This is a genomic window from Mesorhizobium sp. WSM4833, assembly GCF_055811095.1.
Genome location: NZ_JBVVQG010000007.1, coordinates 108,985 through 128,861, shown reverse-complemented (window position 1 = coordinate 128,861; position 19,877 = coordinate 108,985). Strand labels below are relative to the sequence as shown.

General features: G+C 63.5%; 21 protein-coding genes. 4 read left to right on the top strand and 17 right to left on the bottom strand.

The genetic code is table 11. The annotated features are described in order from the left end of the window. Position 1: 1 nt before the first annotated feature. Positions 2 to 799: an ABC transporter permease subunit gene (locus tag AC0L2D_RS15895; protein ID WP_013533032.1), complete on the top strand. Its 798-nt coding sequence runs from the start codon at positions 2 to 4 to the stop codon at positions 797 to 799. Between the two features lie 14 nt (positions 800 to 813). On the opposite strand, the gene AC0L2D_RS15890 is transcribed toward AC0L2D_RS15895, so the two are convergent. The 8 genes from AC0L2D_RS15890 to AC0L2D_RS15855 form a co-directional block, all read right to left on the bottom strand. Beyond that, positions 814 to 1,269: a MaoC/PaaZ C-terminal domain-containing protein gene (locus AC0L2D_RS15890; RefSeq protein WP_027163926.1), complete on the bottom strand. Its 456-nt coding sequence runs from the start codon at positions 1,267 to 1,269 to the stop codon at positions 814 to 816. Further along, positions 1,266 to 2,342, bottom strand: a complete 1,077-nt coding sequence (locus AC0L2D_RS15885) for a Gfo/Idh/MocA family protein (protein WP_473541506.1) — start codon at positions 2,340 to 2,342, stop codon at positions 1,266 to 1,268. The genes AC0L2D_RS15890 and AC0L2D_RS15885 overlap by 4 nt, the downstream gene beginning before the upstream one ends. Beyond that, the gene (locus tag AC0L2D_RS15880) at positions 2,335 to 2,664 is read right to left on the bottom strand and encodes an L-rhamnose mutarotase (protein WP_473541505.1); all 330 of its coding nucleotides are present in this window, start codon (positions 2,662 to 2,664) and stop codon (positions 2,335 to 2,337) included. The genes AC0L2D_RS15885 and AC0L2D_RS15880 overlap by 8 nt, the downstream gene beginning before the upstream one ends. A gap of 10 nt (positions 2,665 to 2,674) precedes the next feature. Next, entirely contained in the window at positions 2,675 to 3,787 is a 1,113-nt protein-coding gene (locus AC0L2D_RS15875; RefSeq protein WP_013533028.1) for a mandelate racemase/muconate lactonizing enzyme family protein, read from the bottom strand. Between the two features lie 5 nt (positions 3,788 to 3,792). Beyond that, positions 3,793 to 4,890: an ABC transporter ATP-binding protein gene (locus AC0L2D_RS15870; RefSeq protein WP_473541504.1), complete on the bottom strand. Its 1,098-nt coding sequence runs from the start codon at positions 4,888 to 4,890 to the stop codon at positions 3,793 to 3,795. Positions 4,891 to 4,894: 4 nt separating this feature from the next. Next, positions 4,895 to 5,761, bottom strand: coding sequence for a carbohydrate ABC transporter permease (locus tag AC0L2D_RS15865; RefSeq protein WP_063171551.1), 867 nt, complete (start codon positions 5,759 to 5,761; stop codon positions 4,895 to 4,897). Between the two features lie 2 nt (positions 5,762 to 5,763). After that, entirely contained in the window at positions 5,764 to 6,660 is an 897-nt protein-coding gene (locus tag AC0L2D_RS15860; RefSeq protein WP_013533025.1) for a carbohydrate ABC transporter permease, read from the bottom strand. 135 nt (positions 6,661 to 6,795) lie between these two features. Next, on the bottom strand, positions 6,796 to 8,115 hold the full coding sequence (locus AC0L2D_RS15855; protein WP_473541503.1) for an ABC transporter substrate-binding protein: 1,320 nt from the start codon (positions 8,113 to 8,115) through the stop codon (positions 6,796 to 6,798). 169 nt (positions 8,116 to 8,284) lie between these two features. Between AC0L2D_RS15855 and AC0L2D_RS15850 the strand changes: the two genes are divergently transcribed. Both AC0L2D_RS15850 and AC0L2D_RS15845 read left to right on the top strand, forming a co-directional pair. Next, on the top strand, positions 8,285 to 9,070 hold the full coding sequence (locus AC0L2D_RS15850) for an IclR family transcriptional regulator (protein ID WP_013533023.1): 786 nt from the start codon (positions 8,285 to 8,287) through the stop codon (positions 9,068 to 9,070). Between the two features lie 65 nt (positions 9,071 to 9,135). Next, positions 9,136 to 9,975 (top strand): amidohydrolase family protein, encoded by an 840-nt coding sequence (locus AC0L2D_RS15845; protein ID WP_063167544.1) that lies wholly within the window; start codon positions 9,136 to 9,138, stop codon positions 9,973 to 9,975. A 9-nt stretch (positions 9,976 to 9,984) separates the two neighbouring features. Here AC0L2D_RS15845 and AC0L2D_RS15840 read toward each other — a convergent pair whose 3' ends face one another. The 8 genes from AC0L2D_RS15840 to AC0L2D_RS15805 form a co-directional block, all read right to left on the bottom strand. Next, the gene (locus tag AC0L2D_RS15840; RefSeq protein WP_013533021.1) at positions 9,985 to 10,956 is read right to left on the bottom strand and encodes an ABC transporter permease; all 972 of its coding nucleotides are present in this window, start codon (positions 10,954 to 10,956) and stop codon (positions 9,985 to 9,987) included. A gap of 1 nt (position 10,957) precedes the next feature. Beyond that, complete coding sequence (locus AC0L2D_RS15835; protein WP_473541502.1) at positions 10,958 to 11,908, bottom strand: ABC transporter permease; 951 nt, start codon at positions 11,906 to 11,908, stop codon at positions 10,958 to 10,960. Beyond that, positions 11,905 to 12,663: an ATP-binding cassette domain-containing protein gene (locus tag AC0L2D_RS15830; protein WP_063171555.1), complete on the bottom strand. Its 759-nt coding sequence runs from the start codon at positions 12,661 to 12,663 to the stop codon at positions 11,905 to 11,907. Before AC0L2D_RS15830 ends, AC0L2D_RS15835 begins: the two co-directional genes overlap by 4 nt. Beyond that, positions 12,656 to 13,393, bottom strand: coding sequence for an ATP-binding cassette domain-containing protein (locus AC0L2D_RS15825; protein WP_013533018.1), 738 nt, complete (start codon positions 13,391 to 13,393; stop codon positions 12,656 to 12,658). The genes AC0L2D_RS15830 and AC0L2D_RS15825 overlap by 8 nt, the downstream gene beginning before the upstream one ends. Positions 13,394 to 13,459: 66 nt before the next feature. Beyond that, positions 13,460 to 14,647, bottom strand: coding sequence for an ABC transporter substrate-binding protein (locus tag AC0L2D_RS15820; protein ID WP_024502499.1), 1,188 nt, complete (start codon positions 14,645 to 14,647; stop codon positions 13,460 to 13,462). A 25-nt stretch (positions 14,648 to 14,672) separates the two neighbouring features. Then, on the bottom strand, positions 14,673 to 15,842 hold the full coding sequence (locus tag AC0L2D_RS15815) for an extracellular solute-binding protein (RefSeq protein ID WP_473541501.1): 1,170 nt from the start codon (positions 15,840 to 15,842) through the stop codon (positions 14,673 to 14,675). Next, positions 15,839 to 16,999, bottom strand: a complete 1,161-nt coding sequence (locus tag AC0L2D_RS15810; protein WP_024502501.1) for a CaiB/BaiF CoA transferase family protein — start codon at positions 16,997 to 16,999, stop codon at positions 15,839 to 15,841. Before AC0L2D_RS15810 ends, AC0L2D_RS15815 begins: the two co-directional genes overlap by 4 nt. A gap of 1 nt (position 17,000) precedes the next feature. Continuing rightward, the gene (locus tag AC0L2D_RS15805; protein ID WP_013533014.1) at positions 17,001 to 17,552 is read right to left on the bottom strand and encodes a MaoC family dehydratase; all 552 of its coding nucleotides are present in this window, start codon (positions 17,550 to 17,552) and stop codon (positions 17,001 to 17,003) included. Positions 17,553 to 17,751: 199 nt separating this feature from the next. Here AC0L2D_RS15805 and AC0L2D_RS15800 point away from each other — a divergent pair, with 199 nt between their 5' ends. Continuing rightward, the gene (locus AC0L2D_RS15800) at positions 17,752 to 18,849 is read left to right on the top strand and encodes a lactonase family protein (RefSeq protein ID WP_473541500.1); all 1,098 of its coding nucleotides are present in this window, start codon (positions 17,752 to 17,754) and stop codon (positions 18,847 to 18,849) included. A gap of 41 nt (positions 18,850 to 18,890) precedes the next feature. Here AC0L2D_RS15800 and AC0L2D_RS15795 read toward each other — a convergent pair whose 3' ends face one another. Further along, positions 18,891 to 19,877, bottom strand: a complete 987-nt coding sequence (locus tag AC0L2D_RS15795) for a Tim44 domain-containing protein (RefSeq protein ID WP_473541499.1) — start codon at positions 19,875 to 19,877, stop codon at positions 18,891 to 18,893.

Below are 19,877 nucleotides of genomic sequence, written 5' to 3'. Positions count from 1 at the left end.
TATGCTGGTCTGGTCACGCTCCGGTCGTCTTGTCCTGTGGGTGCTCTTCGCACTGATCTTCGGCGTGCTGTTCCTGGCGCCGCTCGCGGTCATCCTCCTGTCCAGCCTCGCCGACCAGTGGAACGGCGTGCTGCCCAACGGCCTGACGACGGAGCACTACACTGATGTCATTTCCGGTGCCGCCGGCAGAGCGGTCAAGGCGAGCCTGGTCACCGGCTTCCTGGCCAGCGCGCTGGCGCTGGTCAGCGGCACCTGGGCGGCCCTGTCGCTGCGCCTCCAGGGCCATGCCTTGCGGCGGCTGCTCGGCCTTTTGTTCTTCATCCCAAGCGCGGTCCCTTCGGTGTCTGTCGGCCTTGGCCTGCTGGTTGCCTTCAGCCATCCGCCGCTGCTGCTCAACGGCACGATCGCGATCGTCATGATCGCGCATTTCGTGCTGATCTCGGCTTTCACCTTCGGCAATGTCTCGGCTGGACTGGCGCGGCTTTCGCCCGACTTCGAGCAGGTGGCATCGAGCCTCGGCGCTCGCCCGGCCTACCGGCTTTGGCACGTCACACTGCCCTTGCTCGCACCCTATCTGGTCGCCGCCTTCGGTCTCAGTTTCGCGCTGTCGATGGGGGAACTCGGCGCCACCGTCATGGTCTACCCGCCGGGTTGGGTGACGCTGCCGGTCTCGATCTTCAGCCTTACCGATCGCGGCGACATCTTTGCCGGCGCGGCACTGACAATGATCCTGGTCGTGGCGACGCTGGTTCTCTTGCTCGGGCTGGAGCGCATTACCAAGCGCGCTACCGGCTCGTAGGACTTTCCCGAGTCTCAGCCCTGCGCCGGCCTGCGTTCGACGATGTAGATGTGGTCTGCCGCCAGCACCACGTCGCCGCGCTGGTTGATCACCTCGCACCGCTCGATCACCCGTCCTGAACCCGGCCGCTTGGGATCGTCTTCCTTGACCGCGATGGTGGTGCGCGTGCGGATTGTGTCGCCGATGAACACCGGCTTGATGAAGCGCAGCCGGTCGTAGCCGTAGGAAAAGGCGACAGGGTTAACGACGCTCGCGGTCAGCCCGATGCCGACCGAGAACACCAGCGTGCCATGCGCGATGCGCTGGCCGAATGGCGTCGTCTTCATGTACTCGGCGTCCATGTGGTGCGGAAAGAAATCGCCGGTGTGGCCGGCATGGACGATGAAGTCGGTCTCAGTGATGGTGCGGCCGCTTGTTAGGCGCGACGCGCCAATCTCGTAATCCTCGAAATACTGGATCTGTTCCATCAGGGTCTTTCCGCAATCGGCGTCGCCGGTGCCGCGCTCGACTGATACGCCGCCTCGACCAGCGCCATCGTGCTCCAGGCATCTTCGACGGGGCTTATCAGCGTATCATCTTCTCCGGTCGCAAAGCGCTGGACATTGGCCATGCGGCCGACGAAGGCATCGGGAAACCACTCGCCGGCCAAGGGCACGGCGATCCAGCCCGTTCCGCCCTTCGGATAGATCTCCAATACATCCGGTTCGCCTGTGGGATAATCGAGGTTGAGACCCAGCTTGAGATAGGCGGCACCCTCTGTGCCGCAGATGCGGAACTCGCAGGCCTGATGCCGGCGACCGAATTTGTGGTCGTGGTTGATCGACAGCGCGCAACGCACGGTGTCGCCATAGTCGAGAATGGCGCTGGTGCGCGTCTGCGCCACTTTATGGTTGGGATGGCCGAGCGTCTTGGCGTGCACGCCTCTGGGGTCGCCGAGCAACTGCCGGATCAGGTCGAGATAGTGGATCGAATGCATGGCGATCTCGACGCGCGGCGCCGTGAGCAGGAATTCCCAAAGCTCCCATGGTGTCGCCAGCGCCAGCCAGGCGTCGAAATCGACGATCTCGCCGAGCCAGCCCTTGCCGATGGCATCCTTCAGCGCCAGCATCATTGGCGCGAAACGCAATTGGAAGTTCACCGCCGCGTGCAGCCTCCTGGCGCGGCAGATCTCGAGGATCGCGGTCGCCTCGGCAAGATTGCTGCCCATCGGCTTCTGGACCAGCGCCACCGCGCCGTCAGGCAAGGACTTCAGCACATCGGCATGATGCGACGGCGGGGTGGCAAGGTCGAAGATCGCGCCCTCGACAGCAGTCGCTTCTTCGACCGAGCCAAAGGCCGTCACGCCCCATTGGCTGGCCAGCTTTTCAGCCCTGACATGATCAGGATCATAAAGCCCGGCAACCGGAAAGCCGGCCTTCCGGTAGGCTGGGAAATGCGCGTCGCCGACGATCGATCCCGCGCCGAAGGTGACGATCGGCCGGGGTCTTGAGGGTTTTGGCCAGGATTGAACGAGCAAGGCAGGGTCGAAGCCGCCTTCAGTCATGATGGAAGACCTCATCCATCTCGGCCCACCACTCGCCCTCCTTGCGGGTCGCCAGCGGCTCCTGGCATGGCATGCAGACGGCCCACCATTCCTGCGTCTTCGGGTCGGCCGCCATCTTGGCCATGTCGGCGGCATAGTCGGTGCCGTGGTATTCAAAATAGGAAAACAGCAGGTTCTCCGGCCGCTTCAGGTAGATCGAATAATTCTTGATGTTGCAGGCCGAGATCATGGTCAGCACGCCGGGCCAGACGGCGGCATGGAGGCGGACATACTCCTCGACCTTTTCCGGCTTCAGCCCCAAAACCATACCCATCCGCTGCATATCAGTTCCCCTATTTGGTGATCGCCGTGGTGAATTCGGCGATGCTCATGGCCTTGACCGCGTCCCAGTCCCAATCGATGCCGATGCCCGGTTCGTCGGGCGCCAGCGCCTGGCCATCTTCGATGCGCATGCGCTTGCCGGTCAACTGGTCGAGCTGCGGAATGTACTCGACATATCGACCGTTCTGAACAGCGCAGGTCAGGCTGACATGCAGTTCCATCAGGAAATGCGGGCAGACCGGAATGTCGAAGGCCTCTGCCGCGTGCGCGATCTTGAGCCATGGCGTGATGCCGCCGATGCGGCCGACATCGACCTGCACGATCGAACAGCCGCCTTTCTGCATGTATTCGCGGAAATGGCGGATCGAGTAGAGCGACTCGCCGATGGCGATCGGCGTCGGCGTCGAGTTCGACAATCGCACATGCCCATCGATGTCGTCGGCCGGCAGCGGTTCCTCGATCCAGGCGAGGTCGAGCTCACGCAGCCTCGCAGCGCGCCGGATCGCCTCGTCGACCGAAAACCCCTGATTGGCGTCGGTCATGATCTCGTAGCCGTCGCCGACCGCCTTGCGCACCGCCGACAGGCGGGCAAGATCCTCCGACCCGTGCGGCCTGCCGATCTTGACTTTCGAGCCGCGAAATCCCTTCGCCTTGGCGGCCAGCGCATCGTCGACCAGCGCCTGCGTCTCGATGTGCAGCCAACCGCCTTCGGTGGTGTAAAGCGGACAACGATCCTTGGCGCCGCCGGCCAGTTTCCACAAAGGCAGGTTTTGCTTCTTGGCCCGCAGATCCCAGAGTGCTGTATCGATGGCGGCGATCGCGATGGCGGTGATGGCACCGATGGTCGTGGCATGGGTGGCGAATTCGAGATCGTGCCAGATCGCCTCGATCATGTCGGGATCGCGGCCGATCAGGCGCGGCACCAGATGGTCCGAGAGCAGCCGCATCACCGACGAACCGCCGGTGCCGATCGTGTAGCTGTAACCGGTGCCGACCGCACCGTCGGAATCGGTGATCGTGACGATCGGCGTTTCCTGACTGACGAAGCTCTGGATCGCGTCGGTGCGCTTGACCTTGGGCACAAGGTCCACCATGCAAAGGTCGACTTTCTCGATTCTGGCCATGCCGATCAGCTCCGCAATGTCTTTCCGGTCTCAGTGGCAAACAGATGCGCCTGCGACATGTCGAGGCTCATGGCGACCCGCTCGCCCGGCCGCAGTGGCCTCGGGTTCAGCATGCGCGACACCCAGTCCGTGCCGTTGAATTCAACGAACACCAGCGTCTCGTTGCCGAGCGGTTCGGTAACGGTGATCGGCAGCTCGACCTGGTGGACGTCTGCCGCGCCACCGGAACTGATGCCATGGCCGGTCGGGTAGATGTCGTCCGGCCGCAGCCCGAACACCACCTTATCGCCGGTCGTGACATTGGCCTTGAACTGAGCGGGCAGCGGCAGCCTTTCGCCGCTGGCGAAAACCATCTGGCCGTCATCGATCGTCGCCTCGTGCAGATTCATCGGCGGTGAGCCAATGAAGCCGGCGACGAAGCGCGTCGCGGGCCGCCGGAACACCTCGTCGGGCGTGCCGACCTGTTCGATATGACCGTCGCGCATGATGACGATGCGATCGGCAAGCGTCATCGCCTCGACCTGGTCGTGGGTGACGTAGATCACTGTCGACTGCACCTTGGCATGCAGCTTCTTGATCTCGGTGCGCATCTGCGTGCGCAATTTGGCGTCGAGATTGGAAAGCGGTTCGTCGAACAGAAACACATCGGGGTCGCGCACGATGGCGCGGCCCATCGCGACGCGCTGGCGCTGACCGCCGGACAGTTGCGACGGGCGGCGGTCGAGCAACGTGTCGAGGCCGAGGATGGCCGAGGCCTCGGCGACGCGGCGGTCCATGTCTTCTTTGGCGGCGCCGGCGATCTTCAGGGAGAAGCCGAGATTCTCGCGCACCGTCATGTGCGGATAGAGCGCATAGGATTGGAACACCATCGAGATGTTGCGCGAGCGTGGCGGCAAATCGTTGACGATGCGTCCGCCGATCTCGATCGAGCCGGCGCTGATTTCCTCCAGCCCGGCGATCATGCGCAGCGTCGTCGACTTGCCGCAGCCGGACGGGCCGACCAGCGCAATGAACTCGCGGTCGGCAATGTCGAGATCGATGCCGTGCACGATCCCAATAGTGCCGTAGCGCTTGGTCAGCTTGGTGAGGGTAACGGTTGCCATGGGATCAGCCTTTCACCGCGCCGGAGGTCAGGCCGCCGACAAGGTGTTTCTGGACTATGTAGGTGAGGGTGAGCGCCGGGATGATCATCACCACGGCCAGCGCGCACATGCCGCGCCAATCGATGGTGAACTCGGCCGTGTAGTCGAGCAGGCCGACCGGCAGCGTCTTGGCGCTCACCGAGCGGGTCAGCTGCGAGGCCAGCGCGAACTCGTTCCAGCAGGTCAGGAAGGCGAAGATCGCGGCCGACGCAATGCCCGGTCCGGCGAGCGGAAACTCGACCTGCCAGAACGCCTGCCAGCGGGTGCAGCCATCGATCTGCGCTGCTTCCGCGAGGTCCTTGGGCACCTGGCGGAAGAAGCCGTCGATCAGCCAGATGGTGAACGGCACGTTGAGCGCGACATAGGCGAGGATCAGCCCGAAATGGGTGTCGATGATGCCGAGCCGCACATAGAGGAAGAACAGCGGCAGCGAGAGCGCGATGCCCGGCACGGTGCGCGTCAGCATCAGGCCGAGGAAGACGCTCGATTTACCGCGAAAACGATAGCGGGCGAACGCATAGCCGCCTGCCATGCCGATGGCCACCGCAATCACCGTCGAGGTCACCGAGATGATCAGCGAGTTGCGGAAATATTCAATCACCGGGATGCCGCCCTTGCCGATGCCTGAGAACATCGCGACATAGGCGTCGAACGAAATCTCCTGTGGGATCCACACCGGTGGCTTTGCCATGATCTCGACCGTCGGCCGCAGCGACGACAGCACGATCCACAGACCCGGCAGGCAGATGGTCAGCATCGCCAGGAACAGGCCGATGCGATAGACGATGCCGAGCAGCCGGCGCTTCAGGCGGGCGGAAGAATTCTCGTCCATCCTCACCACTCCGCACCGATCTGCGTGCGCGCCGCGGCGAGCTTGTTGAAGAAGTAGACGGTGAAGGCGATCGACAGCAGGATCGAAAAATAGGCCATGGCGTTGGCCATGCCCATGCGCCCGTCGCTGTAGGCGGTGCGGGCCACCAAGGTCCATAGCAGTTCGGTGCGGCCAGCCGGTCCGCCATCGGTCATGATCTTGACGATGTCATATGCGCGCGCCACGTCGAGCGAACGGATGGTCATGGCGATGTAGGCGAAGGGCATGACGAATGGCCACGTCACATAGCGGAATGTCTGCCACGGCGTGCAGCCGTCGACCCGCGCCGCCTCGATCGGCTCCTTGGGCATGGCGAGCAGGCCGGCGAGGATCAGGATGGCGAAGATCGCCGTCGACGACCAGATCTCGGCGATCGAGATGGCGATGAAGGCGAGATGGCCCTCGATCAGCCACGGTATGGCGTCTCGCGTGATGCCGAGCGACTGCAGCGCATTGTTCACCAGGCCGATATTGTCGTTGAACATGAACTTGAATTGGAAGCCGACCAGGATCGGCGAGAACATCATCGGAAACATCATCAGCGTGCGCAGGATGCGCTGGCCGCGCGTCGCCTTCTCGACGAGCATGGCGAGGCCGAGCCCGAGCAGCATTTCGAGATTGAGCGCGATGGTCAGCAGCAGAACCGTGCGACCGAAGGCCCACCAGAAGTCGGTGTTGGACAGGATCGAAAGATAGTTCCGGATGCCGATGAAGACGTAGAACGTTTCGGGCCGCGTCAGGCGGAACGGGGTGAAGCTCGAATAGAGCGACAGAAGCAGCGGCACCACCACCACCGCCGCCAGCACGATCATGGCCGGAAGCAGCAGCAGGAATGGCGCGGATGGCTTGAAGCCCTTCATCAGAATCCTTGAGTGTTTGTATTTGGACGGCGGTGCGTTGGCTGGGCGCGAAGGATTAGCGTAAACCGCTGGCATCCCGCGCAACGCGATCGCCTCCCCCATTGCTGATGGGGGAGGCAGCCCTGGGAGCCGTTGCTAGAGCTTGCCGGCGTCCTGGAGGATTTGTGTCGCCTTGGCGGCGGCTTCATCCAGTGCCTGCTTCGAGGTCTTGTCGCCAAGGATCGCCGCCTGCAGCTCGGGATAGACGGCGTTCGAGATTTCGATCCATTCAGGCGTCTGCGGCACGGCGAAGGCGTGCTTGGCCTCTTCCTGGAAAGCGGTAAGAACCTCCTTCTTGTAAGGATCGTTTTCGGCCTGCTTCAAATCCCAGTCCCAGACCGCGGTGCGGGTCGGCAGCGGACCGGCGGCGGCCTCGAGCTTCTGGCTGTCCTCGTTGGTCAGCCACCAAACCAGGGAAGCCGCGGCCTCCTTGTTCGGGCAGTTCTCGGTCACCGAGAAGCCATGGAAGCCGGACCAGCCGGTGCGCTTGCCGGACGAACCCTTCGGCGCGACTTTGACGCCGACATTGCCGGCGACCTTCGACGACTTCGGATCGTTGAAGAAGCCGGCCCAGCCCGGCCAATCCAGGTTGATGGCGACAGTGCCGGACGCAAAGCCCTGGCCGAGATCGTCCCAGAGATAGTTGGTGGTGCCGGCCGGCACAGCCTTGGCCTTGTAGAGGTTGACGAACCAGTCGAGCGCCCGGATGCCGGCCTCGGAGTTGAAGACCGGCTTGCCGTTCTTATCGAGATATTCGCCGCCCTCGGCGACGACCATCTCGTAGAAGCGGCCGTTGATCGCCTCTTCCTTACCGGCGAACTGGGTGCCGTAGAAATTGGGCGGGTTGGCGAAGAACTCGGCCTGGTCGGTGACTTCCTTCCAGGTGTCCGGCGGCACCAGGTCATAGCCGTATTTCGCCTTGAACTTGGTCTTGTTGTCGGCGTTCTCGTACAGGCTCTTCTGGTAGTAGAGCGCCGAAACGTCGAACTGCGCGCGCGGCAGCATCTCCAGCTTGCCGTCGATGGTTGCCGCCTTGATCGTCGACGGCACGAAGGCGTCGATCTCTTCCTTCGGCAGCAACTTGCTGAGGTCGGTGTAGAGGCCCGTATATTGCGGCGCGAACGACGAGTGGTTCCAGCCGACGCACCAGTTGGTGCTGCCCGAGGCGATGTCGGACTTGAGCTCCTTGTCGATATCGAAGCCGTTCTTCTTGGTCAGGATGTTGACCTTGGCGCCGGTCGCCTTCTCCCATTCCGGGATCCGTTCGTAGAGCTTTTCATATTGCTGGCCGCCGATCAGCTTCACGTCGACGGTCACGCCTTCGAACTTGCCGGGCAGGTCGCCGGCAAGGGCTGCGCCTGCACCAAATGCAAGCAACAATGCACCGGCGGAGACGCCGGAAAGCAGTCTGTTCATTGGTATCCTCCCTGGGTGCGCCTTGGCCGGCGACCGCAACTCGTCTGATGACAAGAAGTGCTACATTCATATACAAACAAAACATTCATGGAGACGTCAAGGCGAAATTTGTTTCCGCCGCGCACGTTCCTGCGTATATGAAGGGTGAAATTCACTGGAGGATGAGCCCATGGACGACAGCGAAGACGAGCGCTATCGCGCGCCGGCGCTCGACAAGGGGCTCGATATCCTTGAACTGCTGGCGGGCGTCGACGGTGGCCTGACCCAGGCCGAAATCGCCAAGAAACTCGACCGCAGTCCCAACGAATTCTATCGCATGCTGGACCGGCTGGTGCGGCGCGGCTACGTCACGCGCCTCGACGGCGACCGCTATTCGCTGACGCTCAAGCTGTTCGGCCTGGCACAGTTGCACGCGCCGGTACGGCGGCTGGTCTCCTATGCCACGCCGCTGATGCGTGAGCTTGCCGAGACATCGCAGCAGGCCAACCAACTCGTTGTTTTTGATCGTGGTTCTGCCGTCGTCATCGGTCAGCAGGAAGCACCGAACTACTGGGGCATATCGATCCGGGTCGGCTCCCATATCAGTCTATTCGATACTGGCTCGGGACATGTGCTGCTCGCCTTCCGCTCACCGGAAGAGCGCCAGATGATGATTTCCGAACACGTCCGCAGCACCGACAAGACGGCGCAATCGAGCGAGTTCTTCACCCGTCTCGACCAGATCCGCGACCGTGGCTACGAGATGATGGCTTCGATGCAGACAGCCGGCGTCTTCAACCTGTCGGCCCCGGTGCGCAGTTCCGACGGCAAGGCGATCGCCGCGCTGTCGATTCCCTACATCACGGTGGTCAACGCGCCTTCCGCACCCGATATCACCAGGACAATCGAACTGTTGCTGGCAACGTGTGAAAAGCTGTCGCACCTTGCTGGATCAGCAGTCGGCTCATCGGTGTGAATTCTTATTTGAATGAAGAATTCTCTCGTGAGATGATTTGAAAAGCCAGAGGGAGGAGCCTCGCCATGATCATCGACACCCATCTTCACCTCATCGATCGCTCGGCCCTGCGCTATCCCTGGCTCGCCGGCGTGCCGGCGCTCAACCGCGATTTCTCTTATGAAGACTACGCGACGGAGGCGCAGCGTGTCGGCGTCGAGCGCGTGCTGCATATGGAGGTCGATGTCGATCCGGCCGACATCGAAGCCGAGACGGCTCGTGTGGAAGGACTGTCACGGCAGCCCGGCAGCATGCTGGCCGGGGTGATCGCGTCCTGCCGTCCTGAGGAAGGAGACTTCGCGGCCTATCTCGAACGGCAGCGGGCAAACCCGTTCGTAAAGGGCTTTCGCCGCGTCCTTCATGTCGCGCCCGACGAGCTCTCGGAAGGTGCGGTGTTCCGCGACAGCATCAAGCGGCTTGGCGGCACCGGCCTGACCTTCGATCTCGTCGTGCTGCCGCACCAGATTCCCAAGGCTATCGTGCTTGCCGACCTGGCACCCGATGTGACGTTCGTCCTCGACCATTGCGGCGTGCCCGACATCAAGGGCAACAGGGAACATCCATGGCGCGAGCATATGAGCGAGATCGCCCGGCGCCCGAATGTCATGGCCAAGATTTCCGGTGTCGTCGCCTATGCCGATGCCGGCAGCTGGACGGTCGAGACGTTGCGGCCGTACGTCGAGCACACCATCAATTCATTCGGCTGGGACCGCGTCGTCTGGGGCAGCGACTGGCCGGTCTGCACGCTAGGCGGCGGCCTGTCGACCTGGGTGGCGGCGACCCATGCATTGCTCTCGGGCTGCAGCATTGCCGAGCGCGACAGGCTGTTGTCCGGCAATGCCCGCAAGCTGTGGCGGCTCGACTGACAGGTCCTTTCAGATGGTTGCCGAGACGTGCCGTTCGCGGCCATAGAGCGAAACCAGCAGCACGATGACGAAGCCGAGCGCGGCCTGCACTGCCGCGGGCTGGAAGCCGAGGCCGATGAGCAGCGTGTTGATCTCGGTCAGCACCAGCACGCCGGCGATCGTGCCGAGATAGCTGCCCCGGCCGCCGACCAGTGCTGCGCCGCCGACGACGACCGCTGCGATGGTCTGGAACAGATAGGGCTGGCCGACATCGCCATAGGCCGAGCCGGTGAAGCCGAGCAGCAGCACGCCCGCGACAGCGGCGAAGAAGGCGCTTGCTGCATAGGTGATGACCCACATGCGAACCGGGTCGATCAGCGCCAGCGGCGCCGCTCCCGGATTGCTGCCCAACGCATAGAGCCGGCGGCCATAGGGCGTCCGCTCCAGCACCAGCACGACCAGCGCCGCCAGCACGACCAGGCTCGGCACCAGCCACGGCACCGGCAGCGGGCCGGCCGATCCGCCGATCGAGACGAAGCTGGAAACCGCTTGTGGCGCGGAGCCTGACGGGAAGCCGGCTGTCCACAGCAGCACCAGCCCTTGCACGACCATGCCGATTCCGAGCGTGACGATGAGCGGCTGGATGTCGAGGCTGCGCGAGATCAGCCCGTTCAGCCCGCCGATGACGAGCGCCAGCGCGCCGACCAGGCCGCAGACGAGAAAAAAGTTCCAGCCATCGCCATAAAGCTGCGCCGCCACGACATTGGCAAAGCCGATGACGAAGGGGATCGAAAGGTCAATGCCGCCCATGATGACGACCAGCGTCTGGCCAATCGAGGCCACGGCGAGCAGCGAGGCGAGCACCAGCATGGCACGTATCGCAAACGGCGCCGAGTAGCCGGGAATGAGAATTGTGCCGGCAAGGTGCAGAAGGGCGGCGACGCAGAAGGCGCCGACGACGCGGGCGTTGGTTGTCGCGAAGAGGTTTTGGCGCAAAACCATGTCAGCGTCTCCCCATGGCAAGACGTTCCTGCAGCGCTGTCAGCATCACCGCCAGCACCAGGATCGCGCCGTAGGCGATCTGCAGCACGAAGGTCGAGACGTTGAACGTCGTCAGCACGCTCTGCAGCAGGAAGATGTCGATGGCACCGATGGCGGCACCCGCCACGCCACCACGGCCGCCGGCCAGGCTGACGCCGCCAAGTGCTACGGCGGCGATGGCGATCAGTGTGTAGGTCGGCCCGATATTGGGATCAGCCGAGCCGATCAGCGCGGTCAGCATCAGCCCGGCGCATCCGCCGAGGATGCCGGTCATGACATAGGCGATGAAGCGCACGCGCGTGACATCGACACCGGCGGTGTAGGCGGCGCGGTCGTCGCTGCCGACCGCCATAAGCTGGTCGTAGTATGGCGTGCGCCGCACCAGCCACCAGGCGACGAGCATCGCCGCCAGCGGCAGCATCGACAGCGGGCCGGACAGTGCCTTGAGCCAGGCCGGCGCTGGGCCGATCGGCGCCGGCAGGATTGTCAGCGTCACGCCGGTCAGGATCAGATAGGTGCCGAGCGTGGCGACGATCGGCTGAATGCGCACGATTGTCGCCAGGAAGCCGTTCGCCGCGCCCACCAGCGCGCCGACGAGCAACGCCGCCGGAACGAGCACCAAGGGCGACGAGATGCCGGTGCCGAGGAACAGCACCTGGATCGTCAAAGCGTTGACAAAGCCCATCAATGGCCCGACCGAGATGTCGATTCCGCCACGCCCGGCGAGGATGACAGGCGTTGAGGCGATGGCAGCACCGATCAAGGGCGCCGCCAATCCGACCAGCGCCCCCCAGGAACCCGGCTGGAACCGTCCCGGGCTGAGGATGAGATTGACCGCAAGCAGCACGACCAGCAGCACGACGGCGAAGCCGAAATTTCGCCCAAGGAACAGGAGGCGCGCAACAGGGCTCATGCCGCACGTCCGAACATGGCTGATATCACGCCGTCGGTGGTGAGGGCGTTGCCGGCGATCTCGGCCGCGACTTCATTCTCACGGAACACCAGCACGCGCTGGCACAGGAGAAGAATCTCCTCGATTTCGCTGGACAGGATGACGAGCCCCATGCCGTCGGCCGCCAGCCCGCGAAACACGTCGTAGAGAACATGCCGCGTCGCCACGTCGACGCCACGCGTCGGATCGTTGAGGAGCAGGATCGCGGGCTCCAGCGCCAAGGCCCGCGCCAGCAGCACCTTCTGCTGGTTGCCGCCCGACAAAGTGGTGATCGGCGCATCGGGCCGGGGTGCGGCGATTGACAGTTTTTCGCGGTAGATGTCGTAGCGCGCCTTGCGCGCCGCCGGGCTGATCAGGCCGAGCCGTGTGTCGCGCGACAGAGTCGAAACGGCGAAGTTGTCGAGCACCGACTGCGTCGGGAAAATGCCGTTGGCGCGTCGGTCGCGCGGCAAATAGGCGATGCCGCTGGCGACAGCCTTGCGAAACCCGGTGATCTTACGGGACGCATCCGATGCACCGAGTTCGATCGAGCCGCCATGCGGCGGTTCCAGGCCAGCAAGCATCTTGAGAAACAGCTCCTGGCCATGACCATCGAGGCCGGCAAGCCCGACGATCTCACCCGGAGCGATTGCCTGCGTGATCGGGCTGGCGCCGGGCGCGATGACGAGTTCGCGAACGGCAAGACCACCAAAATCGAGAGCGGTGCGATCAGCCATGCGCAAGCTCCGCGGCGGTACGTGGCGCCATTGTCTTGAGAAGCTCAGCCGGCGTCGAAGCGCCGCGCTCTTCGGTGCGCACCACGCTGCCGCCCCGCAGGATCGAGATGCGATCCGAAAGCGACATCACCTCGTCCATGCGGTGGGTGATGAACAGGATCAGGCAGCCCTCGCCGGCAAGCGCACGCATCAACGAAAAAACGGATTCGCGATCGGCGAAGTCGAGCGCGGCGGTGACCTCGTCGAGGATCAGGATCTTTGGGTTGCGCACGATCGCGCGAGCAAGGACGACCAATTGCTGCGCGGCGAGCGGCAGCAGGCCGGCTGGCATGTCGAGAGGGACGTCGGTGACCGCGAAGCGCTTAAGCGCAGCTTTCGCCCGGTCACGGCGCTCGTTGCGGGGCACAGCGCGCCGGACCAGCCCGTCGAGGCCGAGCAGGATGTTGTCGGTCACGCTGCGATCCGGCGCGATCAGCACCTCCTGGAACACCGTGGCGAAGCCTTGCGCCTGGAAGGCCGAGGGGTTGGCGCCCGAGAACGGCTTGCCGTGCAGGAGGATCGCGCCGCTGTCCGGCTGGACGATGCCGGACAACAGCTTGACCATCGTGCTCTTGCCCGAACCGTTCTCGCCCAGGATGGTGTGGATGGTTCCCGCCCGAAACGCGATCGATGCGTCCGCGAGCGCGATCGTCTCGCCATAGCGTTTGGATATGGTTTTGACTTCAAGCATGTCGCATTTCGATGCTGGCAGGCCGGCTCCCCGAAAGGAGCCGGCCTGTTGAGAGATTAGCAGGCGTCACTTTGCACAGGCATCGGGCACCTTCGAATAGTCCCAGCCCTTGGTTGGCGCCGGGTTCGAGAAATAGGCGTCGAGCCATTCCTCCGGCATCGGATCTTTCGGCGGGATCGGGAAGATAGACACGGCGTCCGTCGTCATGCAGTCCTTGTACCAGGCACCGAGATCGGCGGTGTGGACAGGCGGGATCGGGATCAGCAGCGTGTTCAGCTTCGGCTTCTGCCCGTCGAGCATGCGCTCGCCGACGCGGAACAGCGTCTGCGCGGTCCAGTGCGGCAGCACCGCATGGCCTTCGAAGCGGTACTTGTCGGGGTTGGCCTTCCAGTAGCCCAGCGCATCGCCGGTGATCGAGCCGGTGATCAATGGTGCGGGCCGGCCGGCTTCTGCGAAGGCTTCGGCGACGACGCGGCTTTCGCTGCCTGTCGTCCACACTGCATCGATCGGCGCCGGGTTGGTGGCGATCGCCTGCAGCACCACGGTCTTGGTGACGTTGGCTGTCCAGTTGCCATTGACATTGCGCGAGATCTTCAGCTTCGGATTTTCAGTCAGCGCCTTGTCCGCGCCCTGGCGCTCCTGCACCACGATCGGGTGTCCGGCGATGCCTTCGACCAGAAGGATGCTGGCGCCGTCCGGCTGCGCCTTGCCGATCGCCGCCATCATGTCGTAGCCCCAGCGCGCATAGTTGGAATCGACATTGATGGCGTTCGGGCTGGTCACCGAACCGGCAGCGGTGATGAACGGAATGCCGGCTTTGGCGGCAGCGTCGATCGCATCATCGAGTGCCGTCGCCGAGCCCGGGATCGAGGTGATGATCGAGCACTTCTTGTCGATGAAGGCGCGGATCTGGTTGATCTGCTGGCTGGCGTCGTTGTTGGAATCAGACACCTCGAAGCTGGACACCGTTCCGTCGGCGATCAGCCCGTCGACGAGACGCTTCAATTCCTTGGTCACCGTGACCCGCCACGGATTGCCCTGGTAGGATTCCGAGTGGCACCATTTCCACGGTTTCGGCGGCGCTGTGAAATTGTCCCAGGCCGAAGGCAGCACCTTCTGCGGCGCGCCGTCATATTGCGCCTTAAGTTCGGTTGGCAGCCCGCCGATGACGCCTTGCACATCCTGCGCAAAGGCGGTCGTTGCAAGCGAGGCAAGCGCGGTTGCGGCCAGCAGGCCGCGGATCATTCCTGTCATCTCGTTCTCCTCCCTTCGGTTTGGTTCAGGCTCCTCCACCGGCAGCGCCGGACACCTGCACCGGGGAACTCTCCCGAAACAGGCGATTGAGATCGGCAACAACCTGTCGGGCTTGATGCCCGGAGGTCATGCCGGAAAGGATGCGTTCGGATGCTGCTTGCTGGAACGTCATGTAGCCGTCGTGGCGCGGCCGCACCCATGCACCCTCCAGCGTCGCGCGCGTATCCCGATAGAAGTCGCCGGTCGCTTCATTGACAGCCTGGTCCTCCCAGGCCGCTGCATGGCCGGGCTGGCCGCCGGCGGCGGCATAGGCGCCACGCTGGACATCGCCGCTCGCGACCCAATAGGCGAAGTCGATCGCGGCATCCCTGGCTTTGGAAAAGGCTGATACGGCTATGCCGGTGCCGCCAAGCGCCGAACCGACCGGGCCGCCGGAACCGATGACCGGAACATCGGCAAAGGCCAGCCGGTTCGCCCGAAAGCCAGCCGTCGCATAGGAAACGTAACCATAGATCAGTGGCGCGCAGACGAACCTGGAACCGGCCTCCGCCATACGTTCGGAGACGGCAATCGGGTCCATCTCGAAACACGCGGGATCGACCAGCGCTGCGATCTCGCGCATTGCCTCGAAGACTTGGCTACCGATCTCCACATCGATCAGATCGTGGGACGGATCGGTCGTGCAGGCATGCCCGAGATTGCCGGCAAGCGTGTAGAACACCATCAACACGTGAGGCGGCCGCAGCGGCAGCAGCACGCGGCCTTGCCGGGCGAGATTGAGCACCTCGCTCCAGCGCGCCGGCGGCGCCGCGAGCGCATCCGGACGCCATGCCTGGACCTGGGTTGCCGCATCGATCGGGAAAGCCCATTGCCGTCCTTGCCAGTTGTAGCTCGGATAGGACTGGCCGATGCTGCCTGAGGCAAGGGCCGTGCGTTCCGCCTCGCGTCCGGCGACATCCAGCGGCTCCAGGCAGCCTTCGGCCGTGATCTGGCCGACATGCGGATGGTCGATGACGATGAGGTCATAGGCGCGCGCCAGTTCTTCGACCGGGAAGGATTCGAAGTCCTGCAGCGAGCGCTTGTCCCATTCGATGGCAATACCGGTCTTCTGCTGCCACAGCGCCGAGCAGGCGACCATCGGATCGTAGCCACGCGGATGGCTCCAGGTCATGCCTTTGAGCTTGGGCGAACTCACAGGCCGAACTCCGCGCGGATGGCGGCACTGTGCTCGCCGATGCGGGGCGCCGCCCGATCGGCCTTGGCTCTTATGCCATCGACCCGGAGCGGCGAACTGGTGGTGAGGATCGAGACATCGTCCTCGCGCGTCACAGTCTGCAGCATGCCGAGGGAATGGAACCCTTCGCTCGCCAGCATCTCCGGCCAGGTCAGCACTTTGGCGCACCAGATGTCGGCCGGCTCGAGGATATCAAGCCACTCGTCGATCGTCTTGGTGGCGATCCGCTGTGCGATGATCGCCTTGATGTCGTCGCGCGCGGTGAACCACGATGCAGGCTTGTCGCGATAGGGTGCGAGTTCGCTGAGCGACAGGAGATCGGCCAGCTTGGGGATCGGCGTCATGGCGATGGCGAGGTATCCGTCCTTGGCCGGGTAAACACCGTAAGGCGCCGACAGATAGGCATGCGCGCTGCGGAAGCTGGAGCGCCTGGGCAGCCGGCGGCCGTCATTGAGATGCGTCGTCAGCACCTCGAACTGGAAATCGACCAGCGCTTCCAGGAGACTGGTTTCGATATGGCTGCCCTGGCCGGTGATGCCGCGCCGCACGAGTGCGGCCAGAATGCCCTGCGCGCAGGCGGCACCGGCCAGCATGTCGCCGATGGCAAGACCGAACGGCACCGGCCCTTGGTCCTCATCGCCGTTCAGCCACATCACGCCGGAGCGCGCCTGCGCCAGCAGGTCTTGGCCGGGTCTCTTGACCCATGGTCCGTCTTCGCCATAGCCGCTGATCGAGGCATAGACCAGCCGCGGATTGATCTTGCGGACCGCCTCATAGTCCAAGCCGAGCCGCTCGATGACGCCCGGCCGGAAATTCTGGATCAGCACATCGGCCTTGGCCAGAAGGCCGCGCAACGCCTCGAGATCGGCCTCGTTCTTGAGGTCGATGGCAAGACTTTCCTTGGCCCGGTTGATGGCATGAAAGATGGTGGAATCGCCGCCGATCTCGGTGTCGCTGAGATAGAGCCGGCGCGACAGGTCGCCGCCATCCGGACGCTCGATCTTGATGACGCGGGCGCCGAGATCGAGCAGCCTGAGTGAGCAATAGGGCCCGGACAGGAACTGGCTCATGTCGACGACGACGAGACCGGCGAGCGGCAATTCGGCTGCTGCCGGCATGCTATTTCTCCGTCTTGCCGACGAAGTCGGCCGGGTTGCGGTACTTCACCGTCTGCAGATGCTCGCAATAGAGAACCAACTCGCCTTCGCCCTTGAACACCTCATAGCTGGCGCGGATCAGCCCCATTTCCTTGTAGCGGGGCTTCTTGTCGAGGTTGGAGCGGATCGAATAGATCGTGTCGCCAATGAAGACGGGTTTTATGAAGCGGAGCTTGTCGTAGCCATAGGAGAAGGCATTGACGCAGTTGGTGGCGACCAGCCCCAGGCCAGCCGAAAAGACGAAGGCGCCGGCGATCAGCCGCTTGCCGAAAATGCCTTCGTTCTCGGCAAACATCTGGTCCTGCACATAGGGGTGGATGTCGAGCACCAGCGTGTTGAACAAATGGCTGTCGCCTTCTGCCATTGTGCGCCGCAACGAGCGGATCTTCTGGCCGACGGGCCAGTCCTCGTAGAACCAGTTCTCGGCATTCCACACCGGCAGCGCGGCGTGATCTCCGGGCATGTTCTTAGGATGCGTCGAGGCGACGCCGACGGTAGGTGCGAAATCGTTCATGGTCGGCACCGCCAGACCTGCATGGGGCACGTCACAGCTATCGGAAAACGCATCAAGGCGTCGAAATACAAGACGTCTCCTCCCGTCAATCTTCTTTTGTAAATAGTATTTTCACATATGGGGTTGCGTTGCAAGCGTGAACAGGCGAAATTTTGGCTGCTCCCGCGCGCCAAAGCGCAGGCGGGTAGGGGAGGAAATCATGCGCGAGAATTGTCTGGTCTTTGTCGGCAGCCAGAACCGCGAGGCGCCGTATTTTCAGGGCGCTCGGGGCGTCGGCCTCAGCGTCTACAGCTTTGACGAGACGACGCTGGAAACACGAAAACTGGCCGAGACCAACGACGTCGACAATCCGACCTTCCTCTCGGTGACACCGGACGGCTCGCGGATCTACGCCAACTCGGAAGTGTTCACCTGGCGCGAGGGCACCGTCTCAGCTTACAGCTTCGATCGAGCTTCGGGGACGCTCATTTATCTGAACAAGCAACCGTCGCTCGGCAGCATAGCCGCCCACAACACCATCACCCGCGACGGGACAAAACTGCTGGTCGCCAATTACGGCATGGGCGAGGGCGGCCCGGATCGTGCGGTGGCTGTCTATGGCTTCGAAGAGAACGGCGCCTTGTCGGCGCCGCTCGCCAGCGTTTCGCATGAGGGCAGCGGCCCGAATGTGGCGCGGCAGGAACGCTCGCATGCGCACAGCGTCACCGAAACCATCGGCGGGGGAACAGCCATCGTCGCCGACCTCGGCACCGACCGGCTGGTGTCTTACCGGATCGAGCGCGAGGGCAATCTGGCCAAGCTAACCGAATCCGCTTTGCCATCCGGCGCCGGTCCACGCCACCTCGCACTGCATCCGAACGGACGCTTCGTCTTCGTCATGAACGAACTGGATTCGACCATCGTGTCGATGACGCTGGATGAAGCCACCGGCAAGCTCTCGATCATCGACGCAAAGCCGGCGGTGCCGGCCGAGGCACGCGACAGCAACCACTGCGCCGATATCCAGATCTCACCGGATGGCCGTTTTGTCTACGGCTCCAACCGCGGCCATGACAGCGTCGTCATCATGGCGGTCGACCAGCAGACAGGATCGCTCAGCCTCGTCGGCTATGTCCCTTGCGGCGGCGCGACCCCGCGTAACCTGGCGCTGACGCCGTCAGGCGGCCATCTGTTTTCCGCCAACCAGAATGGCGACCGCATTTCGATCTTCGCCCGCGACGCCGACAGCGGCATACTGACCGACACCGGGCGCGCCATCGAGATCGGCACGCCGATGTGCGTCAAGATCGTGCGCTGAACGCCCACAACTGCGAAACCTCGGAAAAAATCGCCCGAGGCTCAAGCCTGTTGTATTGCCGAGAGCTTCCAGTTCGATCCATTCTCACGCACGAAAGTCCACAGCTCGGTCGTCTCTGTCGGATGATCATCGTCGCCCGCGACGATTTTGCCGCTGGCCCGTTCGCGCGTCACGTCACGAGATTCGTAGCGCAAGGCGGCCGTGGCGTAGTCGCGCTCATCCTCGCGCCAGCTTTCCGCAACGTCGGCCTGCAGCAAGGTGATATCAGTCACCTCGTTCCTGAGACCTTTCTGGGCATTGTCGGCCAACTCTTCCGACAGATAGGATACCATTTCGGGTGTAACCGCCCGGCGCAGAGCGGCATGGTCTTCGCGCCCGAATGCTTCCTGGACATCGGTCAGCAGCTGCTGGAATGCGTCGAGATCCGTCTGGGCCAGCGTGATCTCCTCGGAGGCGGCGGCCGGAGAGCCTCCACCTGAACCGCCGCCGAAACCGGGAATTGTGAAGGAGCCTGCAGTCTGCTGCCCTGCCGTTGAGCGGTTCTCAAATCGCGAAGCCTGGGCATTGCCGGCACCTGCGAGCGCCGGCGCGGGGCCGCGCGCGGATTGCGAGCGGAAGAACCTGATGGCCAGCATGATCGCGCCACCGATCAGCAAGGCCTGAAGCAGGAAACCGAACATGCCGGCCAGGCCGCCGAAGCCCTGACCCAAAAGCAGGCCGAACAGGCCGCCGAGCAACAGGCCGCGCATCATCGTTCCACCGAAACCGCTCATGAAGCCGGGCCTCTGCAGGCCGGCCTGCGGCTGCCGGGCCGCGTTGTTCACACCGGTGTTGGGCGTCATCGACCGCTCGACCGGAGCGGTCGGTGCTGGGGCCGTCCTGGTCGGCGGTGCCGATTGGAACGTACGCATGCCACGACTGCCGAAACTGCCGCCACGACGGGCCTCGGCATGGTCCATCGCAACCATGGAGAATGCAAGGAACAGTCCTGCAAAGAGGGCTGCAAATCGGCTGGTGCGGGAAATCAT